Origin of the sequence: Mesorhizobium sp. M0802, assembly GCF_040320115.1 — a bacterium.
Classification (GTDB): Bacteria; Pseudomonadota; Alphaproteobacteria; order Rhizobiales; family Rhizobiaceae; genus Mesorhizobium.
This window is the reverse complement of record NZ_JAMYOY010000004.1, coordinates 57,882-73,129: the sequence shown is the minus strand read 5'-3', so window position 1 is coordinate 73,129 and position 15,248 is coordinate 57,882. Positions and strand designations below refer to the sequence as shown.

Genomic DNA, 15,248 nt, shown 5'->3' with positions numbered 1-15,248 from the left:
CTTCTTCTCAAGCGAAGGTCTTGGCGAAGGCGTCGATCTCGGCCTTCAGCTTGGCGCGCAGATCGTCCGACAGCGCCTTTTCCTTGCGGATGCCGTCCAGCACGTCCTTGCCGGCCGAGCGCATATGGCTGAGCAGGCCGTGCTCGAACTTGCCGACCTGGTTCAGCGCCAGCTTGTCGAGATAGCCGTTGACGCCGGCGAAGATCACCGTGACCTGCTCCTCGACCTTGAGCGGCGAGAACTGCGGCTGCTTCAACAGTTCGGTCAGGCGCGAGCCGCGGTTGAGCAGGCGCTGCGTGGCGGCGTCGAGATCGGAGCCGAACTGCGCGAACGCAGCCATTTCGCGGTACTGCGCGAGCTCGCCCTTGATCGAGCCGGCGACCTGCTTCATCGCCTTGATTTGCGCCGACGAACCGACGCGCGACACCGACAGGCCGACGTTGACCGCCGGACGGATGCCCTGGAAGAACAGGTTGGTTTCGAGGAAGATCTGGCCGTCGGTGATCGAGATCACGTTGGTCGGGATGTAGGCCGACACGTCGTTGGCCTGCGTCTCGATGATCGGCAGCGCGGTCAGCGAACCGCCGCCCAGATCGTCGTTGAGCTTGGCGGCGCGCTCGAGCAGGCGCGAATGCAGGTAGAACACGTCGCCCGGATAGGCTTCGCGACCCGGCGGGCGGCGCAGCAAGAGCGACATCTGGCGATAGGCGACGGCCTGCTTCGACAGATCGTCATAGCTGATCAGCGCATGCATGCCGTTGTCGCGGAAATATTCGCCCATGGTGGCGCCGGTGAACGGCGCCAGGAACTGCATCGGCGCCGGATCGGAAGCTGTGGCGGCGACGATGATCGAATATTCAAGGGCGCCGCGCTCTTCGAGAACCTTCACGAACTGCGCGACCGTCGAGCGCTTCTGCCCGATGGCGACGTAGACGCAGTAGAGCTTTTCCTTTTCCGGCCCGTTGTCGTGCACGGCCTTCTGGTTGAGCATCGTGTCGAGGATGATCGCGGTCTTGCCGGTCTGGCGATCGCCGATGACCAGCTCGCGCTGGCCGCGGCCAACGGGGATCAGCGCATCGATGGCCTTGAGGCCGGTCGACATCGGCTCGTTGACCGACTTGCGCGGGATGATGCCTGGCGCCTTGACGTCGACGCGCTTGCGTTCGGTCGCCTTGATCGGGCCCTTGCCGTCGATCGGATTCCCGAGCGCGTCGACGACGCGGCCGAGCAGGCCCATGCCGACAGGCGTATCGACGATGGCGCCGGTGCGTTTGACGATGTCGCCTTCCTTGATGTCGCGGTCGGCGCCGAAGATGACGACGCCGACATTGTCGGCTTCGAGGTTGAGCGCCATGCCGCGGATGCCGCCGGGGAATTCGACCATTTCGCCGGCCTGGACATTGTCGAGGCCGTAGACGCGAGCGATACCGTCACCGACGGACAGCACCTGGCCGACTTCGGAGACCTCGGCCTCCTTGCCGAAATTCTTGATCTGGTCTTTGAGAATTGCGGAAATTTCCGCGGCGCGGATGTCCATCAGCCGACCTCTTTCAGTGCAAGCTTGAGCGAATTGAGTTTGGTTTTGAGCGACGTATCGATCTGGCGCGAGCCCATCTTGACCACCAGCCCGCCGAGCAGCGACGGATCGACGGTAACAGTGATGGCCACGTCCTTGCCGGCGACGCCTTTCAGCGCGGCCTTGAGTTCGGTCTGCTGGGCAGCCGTCAGTTCATGCGCCGAAGTGACCTCGGCTGATGTCTCACCGCGCTGTTCGGCGGCGATCTTGCGAAAAGCCTTGATCATGCCGGGCACCGCGAAGAGCCGGCGGTTGCGGGCGACGACGCGCAGGAAATTGCCGGTCAGGCCGGTGATGCCGGCCTTGTCGGCGATCGACGCGATTGCCTTGGCCTGGTCCTCGCTGGAGAACACCGGGCTGTTGATGAGGCGCGTCAGGTCGGCGCTGTCATCCAGCATCCTGGCGAAACTGTCGAGGTCGGCCTCGACCTTGGCCACCGAATTCGACTGCCGCGCAAGTTCGAACAGCGAACCCGCGTAGCGTTCTGCGACACCCGAGATTGGCGATGACGATTGAGCCACGGACCGTCTTTTCTCTTGTCTGAGGGGCCGCAGATTGTTGGCGCGAGCAAAAACTCTGGCTAAATCTTTGACCTTACTAAGTTTTTCCAAGCACGGAGGCGCGGCTTCCGCTATCCCCGGCCGAAAGTCGATTGCCGTCTAGCACAGGCATTTTAAGACCGCAATGCGTCGTCCCGCATGCTTTTCGGGCACTATTGTCGCATCCGGCCGCAGAGTTCAACCGAAGCCTTTGGATTGGCTGCCGATTCAGGGCAGAAAGCCGAAGACGAAGGCAAGCGGCAACGCGGCCAGGACGAGTTCGACGACGATCGACGCCCAGTTGAAAGGCGTGTTGGCGCCGTCCGACATCATCGACAGCAAACGGCCAAAAGCGGTGAACAGCCAGGAAAAGCCGAGTGCCATATAGAGCCACGGCTGCGCCAACAGAATGCAGCACAGGCTGACGCCGAGATAGAAGCCCGACATCCGGCCGCGCCCTTCCGCGATTGCCGCTGCCCTTTCGGGCCGGACCTGCAGCCGCAGAATCCGAAATGCCAGCCCTGGCGCGAGGAAAAACAGCAGACCGAGCGCCAAGGTGACGACGGCGCTGGACCAAGCCAGCCATTCGCCCTGGCTGGTCGGCCACGGAAACGCAAATTCCATCTTGCTTTCATCCCCTCACAGCAATGCCGGATGTATTGAATGTCGCTGCAAAAAGAAGTCAAGCGCGCGGCAGTTTTGGCACGCAATTCGTGAAGGAGCGGAAGGCTGTTTAGGCCGCGCGCGCGTCCGGCCAGCATCGTGGCCAACCTGTATTGTCAGGCGACGCCTCACTCCTATCTGCAGGACCGGTTTTGCACAGCCAAAGGCCCCGACACCGATCGCCTTTATTTCCTGACCGGGCACCTCAATCTGGCCGGCACGGAAGCAGATCGATGGAAGCTGAAAGTGGTCGGCAGCGGCAATGTCGCCGTGGCCGCCCAGCCCTGATCTCTGTTTTGGCCCTTCAGGGCAGCATGAATGCGACCGCCGCCTCGGCATGGATGCGCGTGGTGTCGAACACCGGAATGTCGAAATCGCGCTCGCCAATCAACATGGTGATCTCGGTGCAGCCCATGATGACGCCATCGATCTTCTCATCGCGTCGCAGACGGGCGACCTCGTCGATATAGGCCGCCTTCGATGCCGCGCTGACGATGCCCCGGCAGAGCTCGTCGTAGATTACCTGGTGCACCATGTCGCGCCCGGCCTGGTCCGGCACCACGGGCTGCAGCCCGTATTTCTCCGTCAGTCGGCCCTTGTAGAAATCCTGCTCCATGGTGAAGCGGGTCGCCAGCAGCGCCGGCCGCTTGACGCCGGCGCCCTTGACCGCGACGGCCGTGGCGTCGGCAATGTGGATAAGCGGGATCGACACCGCCGCCTGCACCCGGTCGGCGAGCTTGTGCATGGTGTTGGTGCAGATCAAAAGCCCCTCTGCGCCGCCCGCCTCCAGCTTGCGCGCCGCATCCGCCAGCAGCACGCCCGCACTGTCCCAGTCGCCATGATGCTGCCGGTCGGCGATTTCGGCGAAGTCGAAGGAATAGAGCAACAGCTTTGCCGAATGCAGCCCGCTCAGCCGCTCGCGCACGATCTCGTTGAGCAGGCGATAATAGATCGCCGTCGATTCCCAGCTCATGCCGCCGATGAGGCCAAGGGTTTTCATGCGCTGAGCCTCCAGCAGGACCGAACGATCTCTCTCACAGAAAAGCTTTACGGGTCGATGTCAACCTTAACGCGCGCCGTACCACGCTCTTCGGCCCGCCTCCACAAACATCACCGCGCGCCCGATTCGGTCATCCTCGCATTGGCGCCGAGATGATGCAGGCTTTGTGTCGTGTGCCTTGAACTCCAGGCAACCGGCGGATCGGGCAGATCGAGATCGAACTGTGCCCGCCCGAGCAGCGAATTGACGATCTTGGCGCTGCGCCAAGCCATCAGGCTGAGCTGCGGCTCGGCTATGCCATGGCTGAGCCGGCCGGCATTGAGCGCGTAGATCCGGCGGTCGTCGGGCCCGTCCCATTCGACCTCGAAGCTGGCGTTGAGCCTGTAATGACCGCGCTCGTCCAGCGCGATCCTGTTCATGAGCGGCGCCATGCAATCAGGAATGGCAAAGGCATAGCCGGTGGCCAGAACCACCGCATCGACGGTGCGCGTCTCGATGGCGCCGTCGAAGCCGTTGCGCATGATCAGCCGGTATTCGCTGCCTTCCCGCGTCACGTTCAGCACTTCGCGGTGCGGCGTCATGTTGACCGCCGTCGTTTCCTCCGAGAGGTGCCGCAGCGTGTAAAGCTGGCGATAGATCGCCTTCAGTGTGCTCGTCGATGCGCCGTCACCGGCAAGCAGTTGCTGTTCCAGGATCGTCTCACGCCGCCCTTGCGGCAGCCGATGGAAGCTTTCGACATAGCCCGGCGTGAAGAGTTCGTCGGTGAAAGGCGAGTCGTCCAGTGGCAGGAAATTCGGCCGCATCGAGATCCACTCGATTTCGCGGCCGGCGAAGCGGTCGGAGGAGATCAGATGCAGAAGCACTTCGGCGCCGCTCTGGCCACCGCCGATCACGGCGACACGCTGTCCGCTCAGGCGATCGAGGCGGTTGGCGGCCTGGGCGTTGTGGAAGCATTGATCGGAGGCCGCCGCCCGCGCCCAGGCGGGGATGTTGGGCACCAGCCCGACGGCAATGGCGAGATTGCGCGCGTTCACCTGCTCGCGGCCGATACGCAGCCTGAAATTCGTTCCGTCGAAGTCGATCCGGTCGACGGCGCTGGCGAAGCGCAGCGAAGACAAGTTCTCGCCGACCCATCCGAGATAGCGGGCGAATTCCGGCCGCGGGATGGCTGAGAAATCCGCGTTGAGGAATTCATAGAACCGCTTCTGCGCGACCAGATAGGACATGAACGACCATGGGCTGGTCGGATGCGTCGCGGTGACGAGATCCTTGAGGAAGGATGTCTGCAGTTCGACGCCCGGCAGCATCATGCCCGGGTGCCATTCGAGCCGCGTCGCCCTGTCGAAGAAGCGCGCGTCGACGCCGTCCACCGCATCGAGATGGGCGGCGAGGCTGAGGTTGAACGGCCCGATGCCGATGCCGGCGAGGTCAAGCGTATGGGTCATGGCGAACTCCTTGTGGAGCTGGCTGGGCTGATGGGAGATCGCCGGGCTGACTCGGGGTTAAGCGGATTGTCGAGCGGTGTGCCGAGGTCAGGCAGAGGGCGTTCGCCGCTGTCGCCGTACCCGATCGCGAACCGCACCTTGTTGATGGCGATGCGCGGAATCTTGGGCGCAAACAGATCGAAAAGCGCGAACCGTTCCGCCAGTTCAGGGTTCTGCGCCTGGTAGCGCCGGATGGCGCCGGCGAGGATGGCATAGAAAATCCTCTCGTCGAAGCGGTCCCAGGCGGCCAGCGCCTCGGACAGGAAGCGCAGGACGCTGACGATGTGGCCGGTCTGCAAATGCTGGAGAAGATGCGCCGGCGGCCGGCGCTTCAGCGTCGACAGGATTTTTCCGTCGAGGTCGGCCAGTTCGGGAAACGGCTGGTCGACGAGATCGAGGTCGCCCTGAAAGTCCTTGACCGCCACGCCGACGGGCGTCGCGCCATCGAGGATGATGGTGACGTTCTGGCCATGGGCGATGAAGCCGACGCCGTAACGACACATGAAGTGGTAGAGCGGCACGAAGGCCGTGGAGAACAGGCGATCGAGCCATGCCTCCGGACCAAGGCCGGATTGCTCGATCAGGGCGCTGGCGATCGGCCTGCCATGCGCGTCGCGCTGCGGCAGGGCGCCCATCATCATCGGCCGCTGGCCCGCCGGCAGATCCTTTTCGGGGCTTTCGCGCCAGATGGCGCCCAGCATCTCGCAAAATTGGTAGGGCGCGCCTTCAACGCCGGTGTAGTGCGGGTGCGGATAGAAGGCGCCGGCGACTTCCCTCAGCACCTTGACGTCCTTGAGCACCGGGTCCGCGGCCGCCACCGTGGCCAGCCAGCGCGACAGATCGGCGCCGATCGCCATGTATTTGCCCGGCACGCCGCGCCACGCTGAGGTGTTGAGGACGGTCAGCGGCAGCTTGACGTGCAGCGCCTCGGGCCGTGCCACATTGGCAAGCGTGCGCAGCGACTGCAAGGGCAGGAACGGATCGCCGAACTGGCCAAGCGGCACCAGCCGGCCGGCGGCGATCTCGCTACCATATTGCGAGGCGATCATCGCCTGCCACTGCCAGGGGTGGACCGGCAGCAGCCTATGCGTCGATCGCGAGATCCCGGCGGCGCTGAAAGCCGCTTCGAGCCTTGCGCGCTCGTAGTCGCCGAGTGCGGCCTGCAGCAGCGCCTCTTCGTCGAGCCCGCAGTCAAGCGCCAGCAGGCAGCGATCGCTGGCGGCGGCAAGCCAGAAGAGCTGGAATGCGGTGGCCGATTCTGGCGCGTAGCGCTCGAAGTCGTCCCGTCCCCAGCCAAGCCGTCCCTTGTTGGCAGGGGCCTTCGGATGGCCGTCGAGCAATGCCTGCAACTCGGTATCCGGCAGCGCGGCTAGATCGGCGGCCGGTCGATTGCCGCGTGCCTTGGCGATCCGCATGTCGGCCATCAGCGTGTTGTAAAGCTCCTTCGCATAGGTGCAGAATGTTGCCGGCGACATGCCGAGCGTCTCGCGCGCGTCGGCGAAGAAGGCGACCGCATCGTCGACCGGCAGCTCGATGCCGGCGTCGCGAGTCAGCGTCTCCGGACGGACGGCGATCTGGCCCCACAGGCGCCGCGTCGCGGCAAAGCGATAGGTCACGCCGGGGCCGGGCGTCAGCTCCCATCGGCCGGGCGAAAGCTCGCGCGGCGACAGGCACTCCTCGAAGGTCAGTTCGGAAATGGCCTTGGCGACGGCGTCGCGGTTGATCGCGGCCCAGCGTGTCGCCTCCCCCGCTTTGGCAATCGGTTGCTGCACCGTCACAGCGGCACCTCGCGGAAGAAGCGCTCGCGTTCGCAGCAGACCAGCGCCGCGCGCTTGTGCGGGAAGTCGAACTCCTTGACTTTGTCGTAGGCGGCGCCGGCGCAATAGCTCAGCATCTTCTGGTGCGCGGCGCGTGGCTCGCCGACGACGCGCTGCGTGCGCGGCTCGTCGAGGAACAGATAGTGGGTGACGGAGCGGAACAGTGACAGCGTCTTCGGCCGGCCGAGATGGCGCATATTGCCGATCAGCCCATGCCAGCCGCGGTCCCAGTCGTGCGGCTCATAATAGGGCCCGAGCCGGTCCTCCTTGGCCCAGTAGAACTCGAAATAGCCGGTCGGCTCGCCGTCGAAGCTGGCGATGACGCCGAAAATATGCGGATCGCTTTCCTGCTCGGCGAGATATTTGTCGAGATCCTCATGGCTCTGGGCAAGTTCCCAGAAGAAGGCGACGCGGCCATCGTTCATCCAGCGATGGAAGAGGTCGAGATCGGTCCGGCGGTCGATCGGCCGCAGCGACACGGTGAGGCCGATTTCCGGAATCCAGCGTTCGTACATCGGGCCGCAGGGGCGCGGTTGGCGCAATGGCGGCAGCCGGTCTTCCGGGCCGATAGCGGTCGTCAATGCCGGATAGGTGACATGCGAGGCCTGGCTGCGCCACAGCAGCGGCAGCTGGCGCAGGACCGAGCGATGAATGACGGCGCGCTCCGGTTCGCCTGCGGCCGTCTCGGTGGCCAGCGCCGAAACCGGCCACAGCGTCTTGGCCGCCGGCAGGAAGGCGCAGTCGAAGGAAGGATGCAGGCGCAGCGCGGCGTCGACGAGACCTGCCAGGATTTGCGGTTGGTCGAGGCGGCCGCCAATGAACGCGACATCGTCGATGAGCAGGCGGCCATCCGCGATGGAGATGCGGGCCTGTCCCACCGCTGTTCCCTCAGCGTTGACCAGGCTGACATGGCCATCGCCGGCACAAATGGCGAGCGGCTCCGCGGCCGAGGCCAGATGCTGCCATCCTTCGTTGCCGGCGACGGTGGCGGGTGACCAGTTTTTCGCAGCCTCGATGTTCATGCGTATTCTCTCACATGCAGGGGGTTGGGAAGCTCGACGTAACCGGCCAGCGGATCGGTCACCTCGGTGTTCTCATTGATGTCGCGCAGCGCGATCAGGAAATTGCCCTTGGCGGCGAGCGTCGGCGCGTTGAGCAAATAGTCGACGCAGGACCGGTCAGCCATCGGCGTGGCGGCCAGCCGCTCGAGCGAGCGGCGGAATATCGCCAGCAGATCGTCTTCGTTGGTGAGGCCAGCGGCGGCAAGGGCTGCGACGGCGGCGAAAGCGCCATTGACGACCAGATAGTAGCCGAACAGCTTCGCGGCCGCTTCCGCTGGGAAGACATGATCGCCCGCCTGACCAGCCTCGGGCGCGAATTCGCGCAGCCTGGGCAGGAATTCCTCGACATAACCGGTGCCCTGGCAGTCGCGAAAATAGAGCGCATTCGGCCAGCCGCCGGCGAGGCCGACGACGAGGTTTTGCTGATGGGCGCCGAACAGCAGGCCGAATTCCGAGAAGGCAACGATAAACGGCTCGATGGCGGCATGAAGGAAACGCTCGAACCACAAACGCGCCGTTTCCTCGACAGGTCGCTTCTCGTCGCGGGCGATACGGTGGACCAGGTCGGACAGATGGCTTTCGGTACGGCCGGGATGGCGCTCGCAAAGCGCGCCGAGAACGGCAGCCGGCGGATTGCCCGTGCCGCGAAACGGATTTTCGCGAAACGAGACGATGGTATCCGTCATCAGCCGGCCGTCTTCGTCACGCAGGCCGAACCAGGCGGGCTCACCCAGCACCGTCATGGTCGGGCAGCGCCGCTGCAAGGCATAGCCGAGCTTGCCCTTGACCAGCCGGTGCACCGAAAGGCCGCGCCGGCACTCATGCTCCTCGACGATGCGCCTGGAATTGGTCAGGCGCAGGCTGAGCGAGAATTTCAGCATCCACTCGGCTTCAGACGAATGAACCGTGCGCAGCGAGGTCGTGGCCCGCCACGCTGGTCCGCCGAGCCCAACATCGACGATACGACCGGCGCGAAACAGGCGCTCGACGCGGTCTTCCAGCATGAGCCGTACGGCCTGCCACGGATGCATCGGAACGAGAACCTTGCCCTGTTGCTTGCCAGCCCGAGCAAGCAGCTGCGGATCGCTGGCGGCAAGCCCGCGGACCATCTCGGTGACATCTAGCGGCTCGACGCTGCCTCCAGTGAGGATGGTCGGGTCGACGGCCCACCAGCGCAGTTTGAACGCATTGCAGTATTCATGCCCGAAGCGCGCGGAATCCGTGTGCGTGAACTCTTCGCGACTCATCGGCGCCGGATGCACGGCATGGCCGAAGCGCAGGGCGCTTTCGGCATCGATGAAATCAGGATCGCCTTCGGAGAAGGGCCGCGACGATCCACGCGCCGCAGTCGCGTCAGCGATTGCGGCGATGCTGGCCAGGCTGCGGCGCAGGAAGGTCAGTCGGCTTTTCGCTGTCGCCCGGCCGGCAATGTCGGGATCCGCCAGGATCAGCGCCAAAAGGCTGAAAAGGTCGATCTCGGTCGCTTCGCCATCGGCCCCCTCGTTACTAATATCGAGGCGCCAGAGCGGCATCGCTAAATCGTGGTAACCAACCTTCGAGCGATGCCGCGCCTCGACGAGCACCGCCGCGCGCGAGGCAGGGAAATTCAGACGCAGCACGGCTGCCTGCGGCCGAAACAGCCCGGTTTGCCTGGCGTCGACGAATTCCCAGCTATCCCATTCCCGCAACAACGCATTGAGTAACGGGCTTAATGCAGAGAAAGATTCTGGTTTTACTTGTTCCATGTGCATCCCCCATAAATCCCAATAACTGCATGCATTGCATTTATACGTTGTCGTCTTTGAACATTTCTGTTGATTATCTATTCTGAACAAGAAATAAGCTTGGTCTTGTGACGACCCGTATGAAAAATCGATCTTCGCTTCTGCGCCGCCTGGCAACCGCGGTCTCGGCAATCGGCTTCGGCCAGTCGGCCTTCGTATCGCTCGTTCCCCTGGTGATGGAGCGGCTGAGGCTCGACACGTTTGCCATCGGCGCGGCAACTGCTGTCGGCGCGGCGGCCTTTCTGGTCGGCTCGCCGCTGTGGGGTCGCATGGGCGAGCGGCTTGGCCATGCCAGGCTGCTGCGCTTGCTCGGCCTCGCCATGCTGGCCGGCCAGGCGGTGTTCGCCATTCTGCTGATAGCCGGCACGGGAGCCGCGCTGGGCATCGCTTTGCTGATGCTTTCGCGAACCGTGTACGGTTTTGCCGCGTCCGGCGTCATGCCGACGGCGCAGGTCTGGGCCAGCCGCTCGGTTGCCGATGACAGGCGACAGGCCGCGCTGGGACTGCTTGGCGCCGGCGTCAGCATGGGGCGGCTGGCCGGCGCGCTGGCGGCAACGGCTGCCGTCCTGTCGCCGCTGCTGCCGCCCATCCTGTTCCTGTTCAGCCCGCTGTTGCTGTGGCTCGCGCGGGGCAAAGGGGAAGCCGGCGGACGGACCGACGGCAGGGCGGCCGACGTCGGCCGAGGAATATCGCCCTTCGATCGCCGCGCTCTGCCTTGCCTGGCGATGGGCTTGTGCCTGACGCTCGGCTTCGGACAGGTGCAGATGATGCTCGGCCCGATGACCCAGCAGCGTTTTGGCCTTGGTGCGACGCAGGCCACGACGTTGACCGGCCTGGCCCTGATGCTGGTCGCCGTCGTCATGGTTCTGGTCCAGGGACTGCTCATGGCGCGCCTGCGGCTGGCGGAGCGCAACAGCGTCATCGTCGGCTGTCTCATGGTTTGCGTCGGCATGACGGCGCTGGCCGTCACGGCCAGCCATGTTGCCTCGGCAGCGTCTCTGGTGGTGGCAGCGGCCGGCATTGCGCTGGCTACACCCGGCTACACCGCCTGGCTGATGAAGCGCCTGGAGCCCGGCGAGCAGGGCGCGGCGGCCGGCTGGCTCACCAGCACCCATGTGCTCGGCCAGAGCATCGGCGCATTGGCCGGCGGCTTCGCCTTCACGCTCTGGCCCTTTGCGCCGCTGGCCGGCTGCGCCGCGCTGGCTCTGGCCGCCGCCGGTCTTGCAGCCATGATTCATAAGCACTAGCGAACCCGCGCTCATTCGGCGACCTCCGGCAGCGGCATCGGCGTTCCTGGCTGGGTCTTTGCGGCATCGGCGAAATGGGCATTCAGCATGCGATAGGTCGCCACCACGGCGATGCCCGACAGCACTGTCGCCAGGGTGAACAACGCGGAGTAGCCGAGCATGTCGGCAAGGCGGCCGGCAAGCATGGAGCCGACGAGGTAGACGATGAGCTGGGCGCAGGACAGGATGGTGAAATCGGTGCCGGGTTGGTCCGACGACGTGACGGACATGAACAGGCTGTAGAGCGCCACGATCTCCATGTAGCGCACCAGCGTCTGCAGGAACGAGGCGCCGAAGATCGGCCAGAAGCCGGCGATAGCGCCGAAAGCGTGCAGCGCGAAGATCAGGAAGCAGATGGTTCGCAGCGCGCCGAGCAGGCCGAGCACCGAGGCGGCGCCCCTGTTGTGCAGCAGCCACGCCGCCAGCGCCGAGCCGCCGAGCCCGACGGTGAGCGCGGCACCGCCCGAGAGATAACCGATGATATCGAGCGGCACGCCGGCATCGACGAGATAGGAGCCTTCCATCGACTTCACCAGCCCCTCGCTGGCGCGGTAGATGAGCGCGATCCACAGGATCTGGCGTGCCTCCGGCCGGCGCAGAAAGCGCAGGATCGAGGGGCGGTCGATGGCCGCCTGCGGCGCGCTGGCGACGGGATCGGTCTCGCGCATGGCGAAGGCGGCGACCAGCGGGATGATGGACAGCGCGGCCACCATGGCCACCATGGTTTGCCAGCCGGCATGATGATAAGCCAACAGGCCGAGCGTGCCGCCGAGAACGACGCCGAGCGCGACGGCGCCGCCCTGGATCGCATTGCCGATCGGCCTGTCCTTCGGGTCGAGATATTTGGCCGCGTAGCCGTCGGTGGCGATGTCCTGGGTCGACATCAACAGGCTCACGACAAGGCCGACGGCAAAGATACCGGCGACATCGGTCGGCTCGATCCAAAGCATGGCGGCGATGCCGGCGATGACGCCGATCTGGGTGATGATGACCCAGCCGGCGCGATGGGCGCGGGCCATTGGCCGAAAGCGGTCGACCAGCGGCGCCCATAGGAATTTCAGCACCAGCGGCAGCATCAGCAGCGCGATCAAGCCAATGGCGGTGCGCGACACGCCCTGCTCGCGCAGGATCGGCGGGATCGCCGCGGCAAACAGATAGCTCGGGATGGCCTGCGCCAGATAAAGGCAGGCGAGAACGACGAAAAGCCGCAGGCGCGGAAGCCCGGCGGGCGCCGGCCGGTCTGCGTCGGCGCTCATTTGACATAGTCCTTCGGTGCGTAACCGTTCAGGAAGGCGCCGGCCTCCGCCCGGCTGCGGGTGACGAGCACTGGAAAGCCGAACAGGCTTTGCCAGACGCGCTGCATGTTCTCGTCGGCGGCGGGGCGCACCAGCGCACAGGCGCGGCAGGCTTTTTCGAGCTGCTCGCGTTCCGCCTTGTACCAGAGGTTTTGCGCCTTGCGCCGGGCGTCGCTCAGCGCGATCTCGATGCGGATATCAACCAGGAGCACGAACGGCTCCCGTTCCTGCGAAAGGCGGCCGAGCGCCTCGATATAGCGCGCGCCATCCGCCGGATCGGCTGGCGCTTCTGCCAGCAGCGAGACTAATGCACCGTTTCGTTGGAGAGACACCGCCACCGCCGCCCCTCAGAATGTGATCTGGTAGGACAGAGCGACCGAACGTCCCAGACCCGGAACGTCGGCGCCGCGGGTCGCCGATGCGGAAGGGTTGATGTAGTAGGTGTCGAACACATTGCGCACGGCAAGGTTCAGCACGCTTTCATTGCCGAACGTCTTCGAGACGGCGAGATTGACCAGTGCTGCACCGTCCAGTTCCTGGGTGGCGATGCGGTCGCGTCCGGAAAACAGCTCCAACTCGCTGCGCAGGGTCAGCTCGTTCTCGAAACGGGTGGTGAGATAGACCAGGCCCTTGTAGGTCGAGGGGACACGGTTGTTCGGCAGATACTCGTTCGCTTCGATGTGGCCGTCGTGATCCGCGTCGTATTTGCCTTCGACATAGCCGACCGATCCGCCCAGCGTGAACATGCCGCTGAGGTCTGCCTCGAGATTGGCTTCGACGCCCCAGATACGTTCCTTCTGCTGCGATACCCGGTTGTTGACGATGTCGTAGCTGACGCCGTTGTCCGAGGTCGACAGATAGGTGCTGACGCCGCCGCGATAGTCGCCCCAATCGCCGCGCAGACCGGCTTCCCAGGTGTTCACCAGCTGGGGTTCAGGCGCGATATCGGCATAGCTGATCGCATAATCCGGCGCGTTGGTGCACGGCAGCAGCGGCCGGATGGCGGTGCCATAGGCGTCGCAGGTTTCGGCGTTGGAGTTCAACCCGGCCCGGCGGGTGAAGCCGCCAATGTCGGTCAGGCTGTAGCCTTGCGAGAAATTGCCGAAAAGCTGCATCCTTTCGGTGAGATCGTAGACGGCGCCGGCGTTGAAGGTGACGGCGTCGTAGTCGAACGAGCCGCCGGTCACCCGGATCGCCGGCAGGCCGATAATGTTGCGGCCGAGCAGAACGGCAGCGGCAGGCCGGGTGAAGTCTTCAACATTGAGATAAAACTGGTCGTAGCGCGCGCCGCCGCTGATGCGAAAGCGATCCGTCACCGGAATTTCGCCTTGCGCAAACAAGGCAACCGAGTTCTGGGTCGTGGGCGAGATGGCGTCCTGACCGTTGGTCAGCTGCTGATCGGTGGCATCGAAGACGTAGTCGGCGCCCCAGGTCAGCGTGCTGCCCTGAGTGATAAAGTTCATCGGCGTGTTGACGGTCAGGTTGACGCCGCTGCGCCGCGATTGCAGCGCCGTCTGGTTGAAGTCGGCGGTCGGGTCGGTACCCGGCGGCAGGATCACCGGCCGCGTCGGGTTCGTCGGTAAATACACCTGGCTGTTGACGGCCGAGAATTTGGTAAAGGGCGACTGCTTGAAGATGTCGTTGTAGAACGCCTTGACCTCGAGGTTTCCGAGCGCGAAGTCGCTGTCGGTGTATTTGGCGGTCAGATATTTCGAATCTTCCTTCAGCGGCTTGCCTTCATAGGGATCGCCGAAATCCGGGGAGACGGGATTGGTCGTGTAATCGGTGAACCAGTCCGGCTTCTGGTTGGCATAGGTCCAGTCGACGCTGGCCTCGAAGCGCCTGGAATCGAACTGGTAGCCGGCCACGCCGAAGAGATTGCCCGTGCCGGTGCGGTCGCCGCCGCCTTGCCCAAGCATGGCGTCCGAAGCCACCTCGTTGCCGTGGCCGTCATAGGTGCGGCGCGACAGATCACCGGACGCCGAGAAGAAATAGTCGAAATCGCCTTTCTTGCCCTCGACCGAGACACTGGTGCTTGGGCCGGCCGACTTGCCGGGGTTTTCGGTGAAGGCGGCGACGCCGGTGCGCACCGTCACCTTCGGCTTGTCGCTGTCGCCGCGCTTGGTGATGAAGTTGATCGTGCCGCCGGTGGCGCCGGCGCCATAAAGGCTGGACGCGCCATTGATGACTTCGATGCGCTCGACCGAATTCAGGTCGATCATCGACAGGATGCGTGAGACGTCCCGCAGCGGTGTGTTGCGCGGCACACCGTCGACCATGATGAGAACGCTGCGCCCGCGGAAGGTTTCCGAAGCGCCGGAAATGGTCTGGTTGCGTGGCGCGTAGCCGGGGACGATGCGGCTGATCAGGGTCGCGGCGTCGATATTTTCCTGCGCGGCTTCCTCGACCTGTTGCCGTTCCACGACCTGGACAGACTGGGCAACGCTGGAAATGGACCTTTCATTGCGGCCGGTGACCAGGATCTGGTCGAGCACCGTGGCTTCCTGCTTGCCTGTCGGGGCGGCTTCCTCGGCAAATGCCGCGCCTGCCAGGATCGACCAACCCAAAGCCGATGACCAAAGAAGTGAACTGTAAAATCTGCGCATGCTGCCCCCATCCATGCCCTGGTCCCCAGTGCCAGAGCGGAAAGGCCCAGTTATAATTCATGACAAAATGAGTCAACATTTATTTTATGAGTTCTTTGATCAGGATTGTTCCGCAACGGACGGGGGCTGTGCATATG

General features: G+C 64.3%; 13 protein-coding genes. 2 read left to right on the top strand and 11 right to left on the bottom strand.

Annotated features, from left to right (window positions below; all coding sequences use genetic code 11):
* Positions 1 to 7: 7 nt before the first annotated feature.
* From atpA to NKI10_RS08405, 3 genes are all read right to left on the bottom strand, one after another.
* Positions 8 to 1,537, bottom strand: a complete 1,530-nt coding sequence (gene atpA, locus NKI10_RS08415) for a F0F1 ATP synthase subunit alpha (protein WP_023684101.1) — start codon at positions 1,535 to 1,537, stop codon at positions 8 to 10.
* Positions 1,537 to 2,097 carry a F0F1 ATP synthase subunit delta gene (locus tag NKI10_RS08410; RefSeq protein WP_023688887.1) on the bottom strand — a complete coding sequence of 187 codons (561 nt, stop codon included), beginning with the start codon at positions 2,095 to 2,097 and terminating at the stop codon, positions 1,537 to 1,539. Before NKI10_RS08410 ends, atpA begins: the two co-directional genes overlap by 1 nt.
* Positions 2,098 to 2,343: 246 nt before the next feature.
* The gene (locus NKI10_RS08405) at positions 2,344 to 2,739 is read right to left on the bottom strand and encodes an AGROH133_08824 family phage infection protein (protein ID WP_023684099.1); all 396 of its coding nucleotides are present in this window, start codon (positions 2,737 to 2,739) and stop codon (positions 2,344 to 2,346) included.
* Between the two features lie 138 nt (positions 2,740 to 2,877).
* Between NKI10_RS08405 and NKI10_RS08400 the strand changes: the two genes are divergently transcribed.
* Positions 2,878 to 3,066, top strand: a complete 189-nt coding sequence (locus NKI10_RS08400) for a hypothetical protein (RefSeq protein ID WP_023726136.1) — start codon at positions 2,878 to 2,880, stop codon at positions 3,064 to 3,066.
* A 16-nt stretch (positions 3,067 to 3,082) separates the two neighbouring features.
* Here the strand turns inward: NKI10_RS08400 and NKI10_RS08395 are convergent, their stop codons facing one another.
* From NKI10_RS08395 to NKI10_RS08375, 5 genes are all read right to left on the bottom strand, one after another.
* Positions 3,083 to 3,778: an aspartate/glutamate racemase family protein gene (locus tag NKI10_RS08395; RefSeq protein WP_023726135.1), complete on the bottom strand. Its 696-nt coding sequence runs from the start codon at positions 3,776 to 3,778 to the stop codon at positions 3,083 to 3,085.
* 110 nt (positions 3,779 to 3,888) lie between these two features.
* The gene (locus NKI10_RS08390) at positions 3,889 to 5,223 is read right to left on the bottom strand and encodes a lysine N(6)-hydroxylase/L-ornithine N(5)-oxygenase family protein (RefSeq protein WP_023726134.1); all 1,335 of its coding nucleotides are present in this window, start codon (positions 5,221 to 5,223) and stop codon (positions 3,889 to 3,891) included.
* The gene (locus tag NKI10_RS08385; protein WP_050588432.1) at positions 5,220 to 7,040 is read right to left on the bottom strand and encodes an IucA/IucC family protein; all 1,821 of its coding nucleotides are present in this window, start codon (positions 7,038 to 7,040) and stop codon (positions 5,220 to 5,222) included. Before NKI10_RS08385 ends, NKI10_RS08390 begins: the two co-directional genes overlap by 4 nt.
* On the bottom strand, positions 7,037 to 8,101 hold the full coding sequence (locus NKI10_RS08380; protein WP_023755520.1) for a GNAT family N-acetyltransferase: 1,065 nt from the start codon (positions 8,099 to 8,101) through the stop codon (positions 7,037 to 7,039). Before NKI10_RS08380 ends, NKI10_RS08385 begins: the two co-directional genes overlap by 4 nt.
* Positions 8,098 to 9,828, bottom strand: a complete 1,731-nt coding sequence (locus NKI10_RS08375) for an IucA/IucC family protein (protein ID WP_352859486.1) — start codon at positions 9,826 to 9,828, stop codon at positions 8,098 to 8,100. Before NKI10_RS08375 ends, NKI10_RS08380 begins: the two co-directional genes overlap by 4 nt.
* Before the next feature lie 176 nt (positions 9,829 to 10,004).
* On the opposite strand from NKI10_RS08375, the gene NKI10_RS08370 reads away from it, so the two are divergent.
* Complete coding sequence (locus NKI10_RS08370; protein WP_023726130.1) at positions 10,005 to 11,171, top strand: MFS transporter; 1,167 nt, start codon at positions 10,005 to 10,007, stop codon at positions 11,169 to 11,171.
* An 11-nt stretch (positions 11,172 to 11,182) separates the two neighbouring features.
* On the opposite strand, the gene NKI10_RS08365 is transcribed toward NKI10_RS08370, so the two are convergent.
* Genes NKI10_RS08365 through NKI10_RS08355 form a run of 3 tightly spaced genes read right to left on the bottom strand, consistent with a single transcriptional unit; the run spans position 11,183 to position 15,111 of the window.
* Positions 11,183 to 12,466, bottom strand: coding sequence for an MFS transporter (locus NKI10_RS08365; RefSeq protein ID WP_023755519.1), 1,284 nt, complete (start codon positions 12,464 to 12,466; stop codon positions 11,183 to 11,185).
* Positions 12,463 to 12,837 carry a hypothetical protein gene (locus NKI10_RS08360; RefSeq protein ID WP_156033769.1) on the bottom strand — a complete coding sequence of 125 codons (375 nt, stop codon included), beginning with the start codon at positions 12,835 to 12,837 and terminating at the stop codon, positions 12,463 to 12,465. The genes NKI10_RS08365 and NKI10_RS08360 overlap by 4 nt, the downstream gene beginning before the upstream one ends.
* Before the next feature lie 15 nt (positions 12,838 to 12,852).
* Positions 12,853 to 15,111: a TonB-dependent receptor gene (locus NKI10_RS08355; RefSeq protein ID WP_352859482.1), complete on the bottom strand. Its 2,259-nt coding sequence runs from the start codon at positions 15,109 to 15,111 to the stop codon at positions 12,853 to 12,855.
* Positions 15,112 to 15,248: the final 137 nt, after the last annotated feature.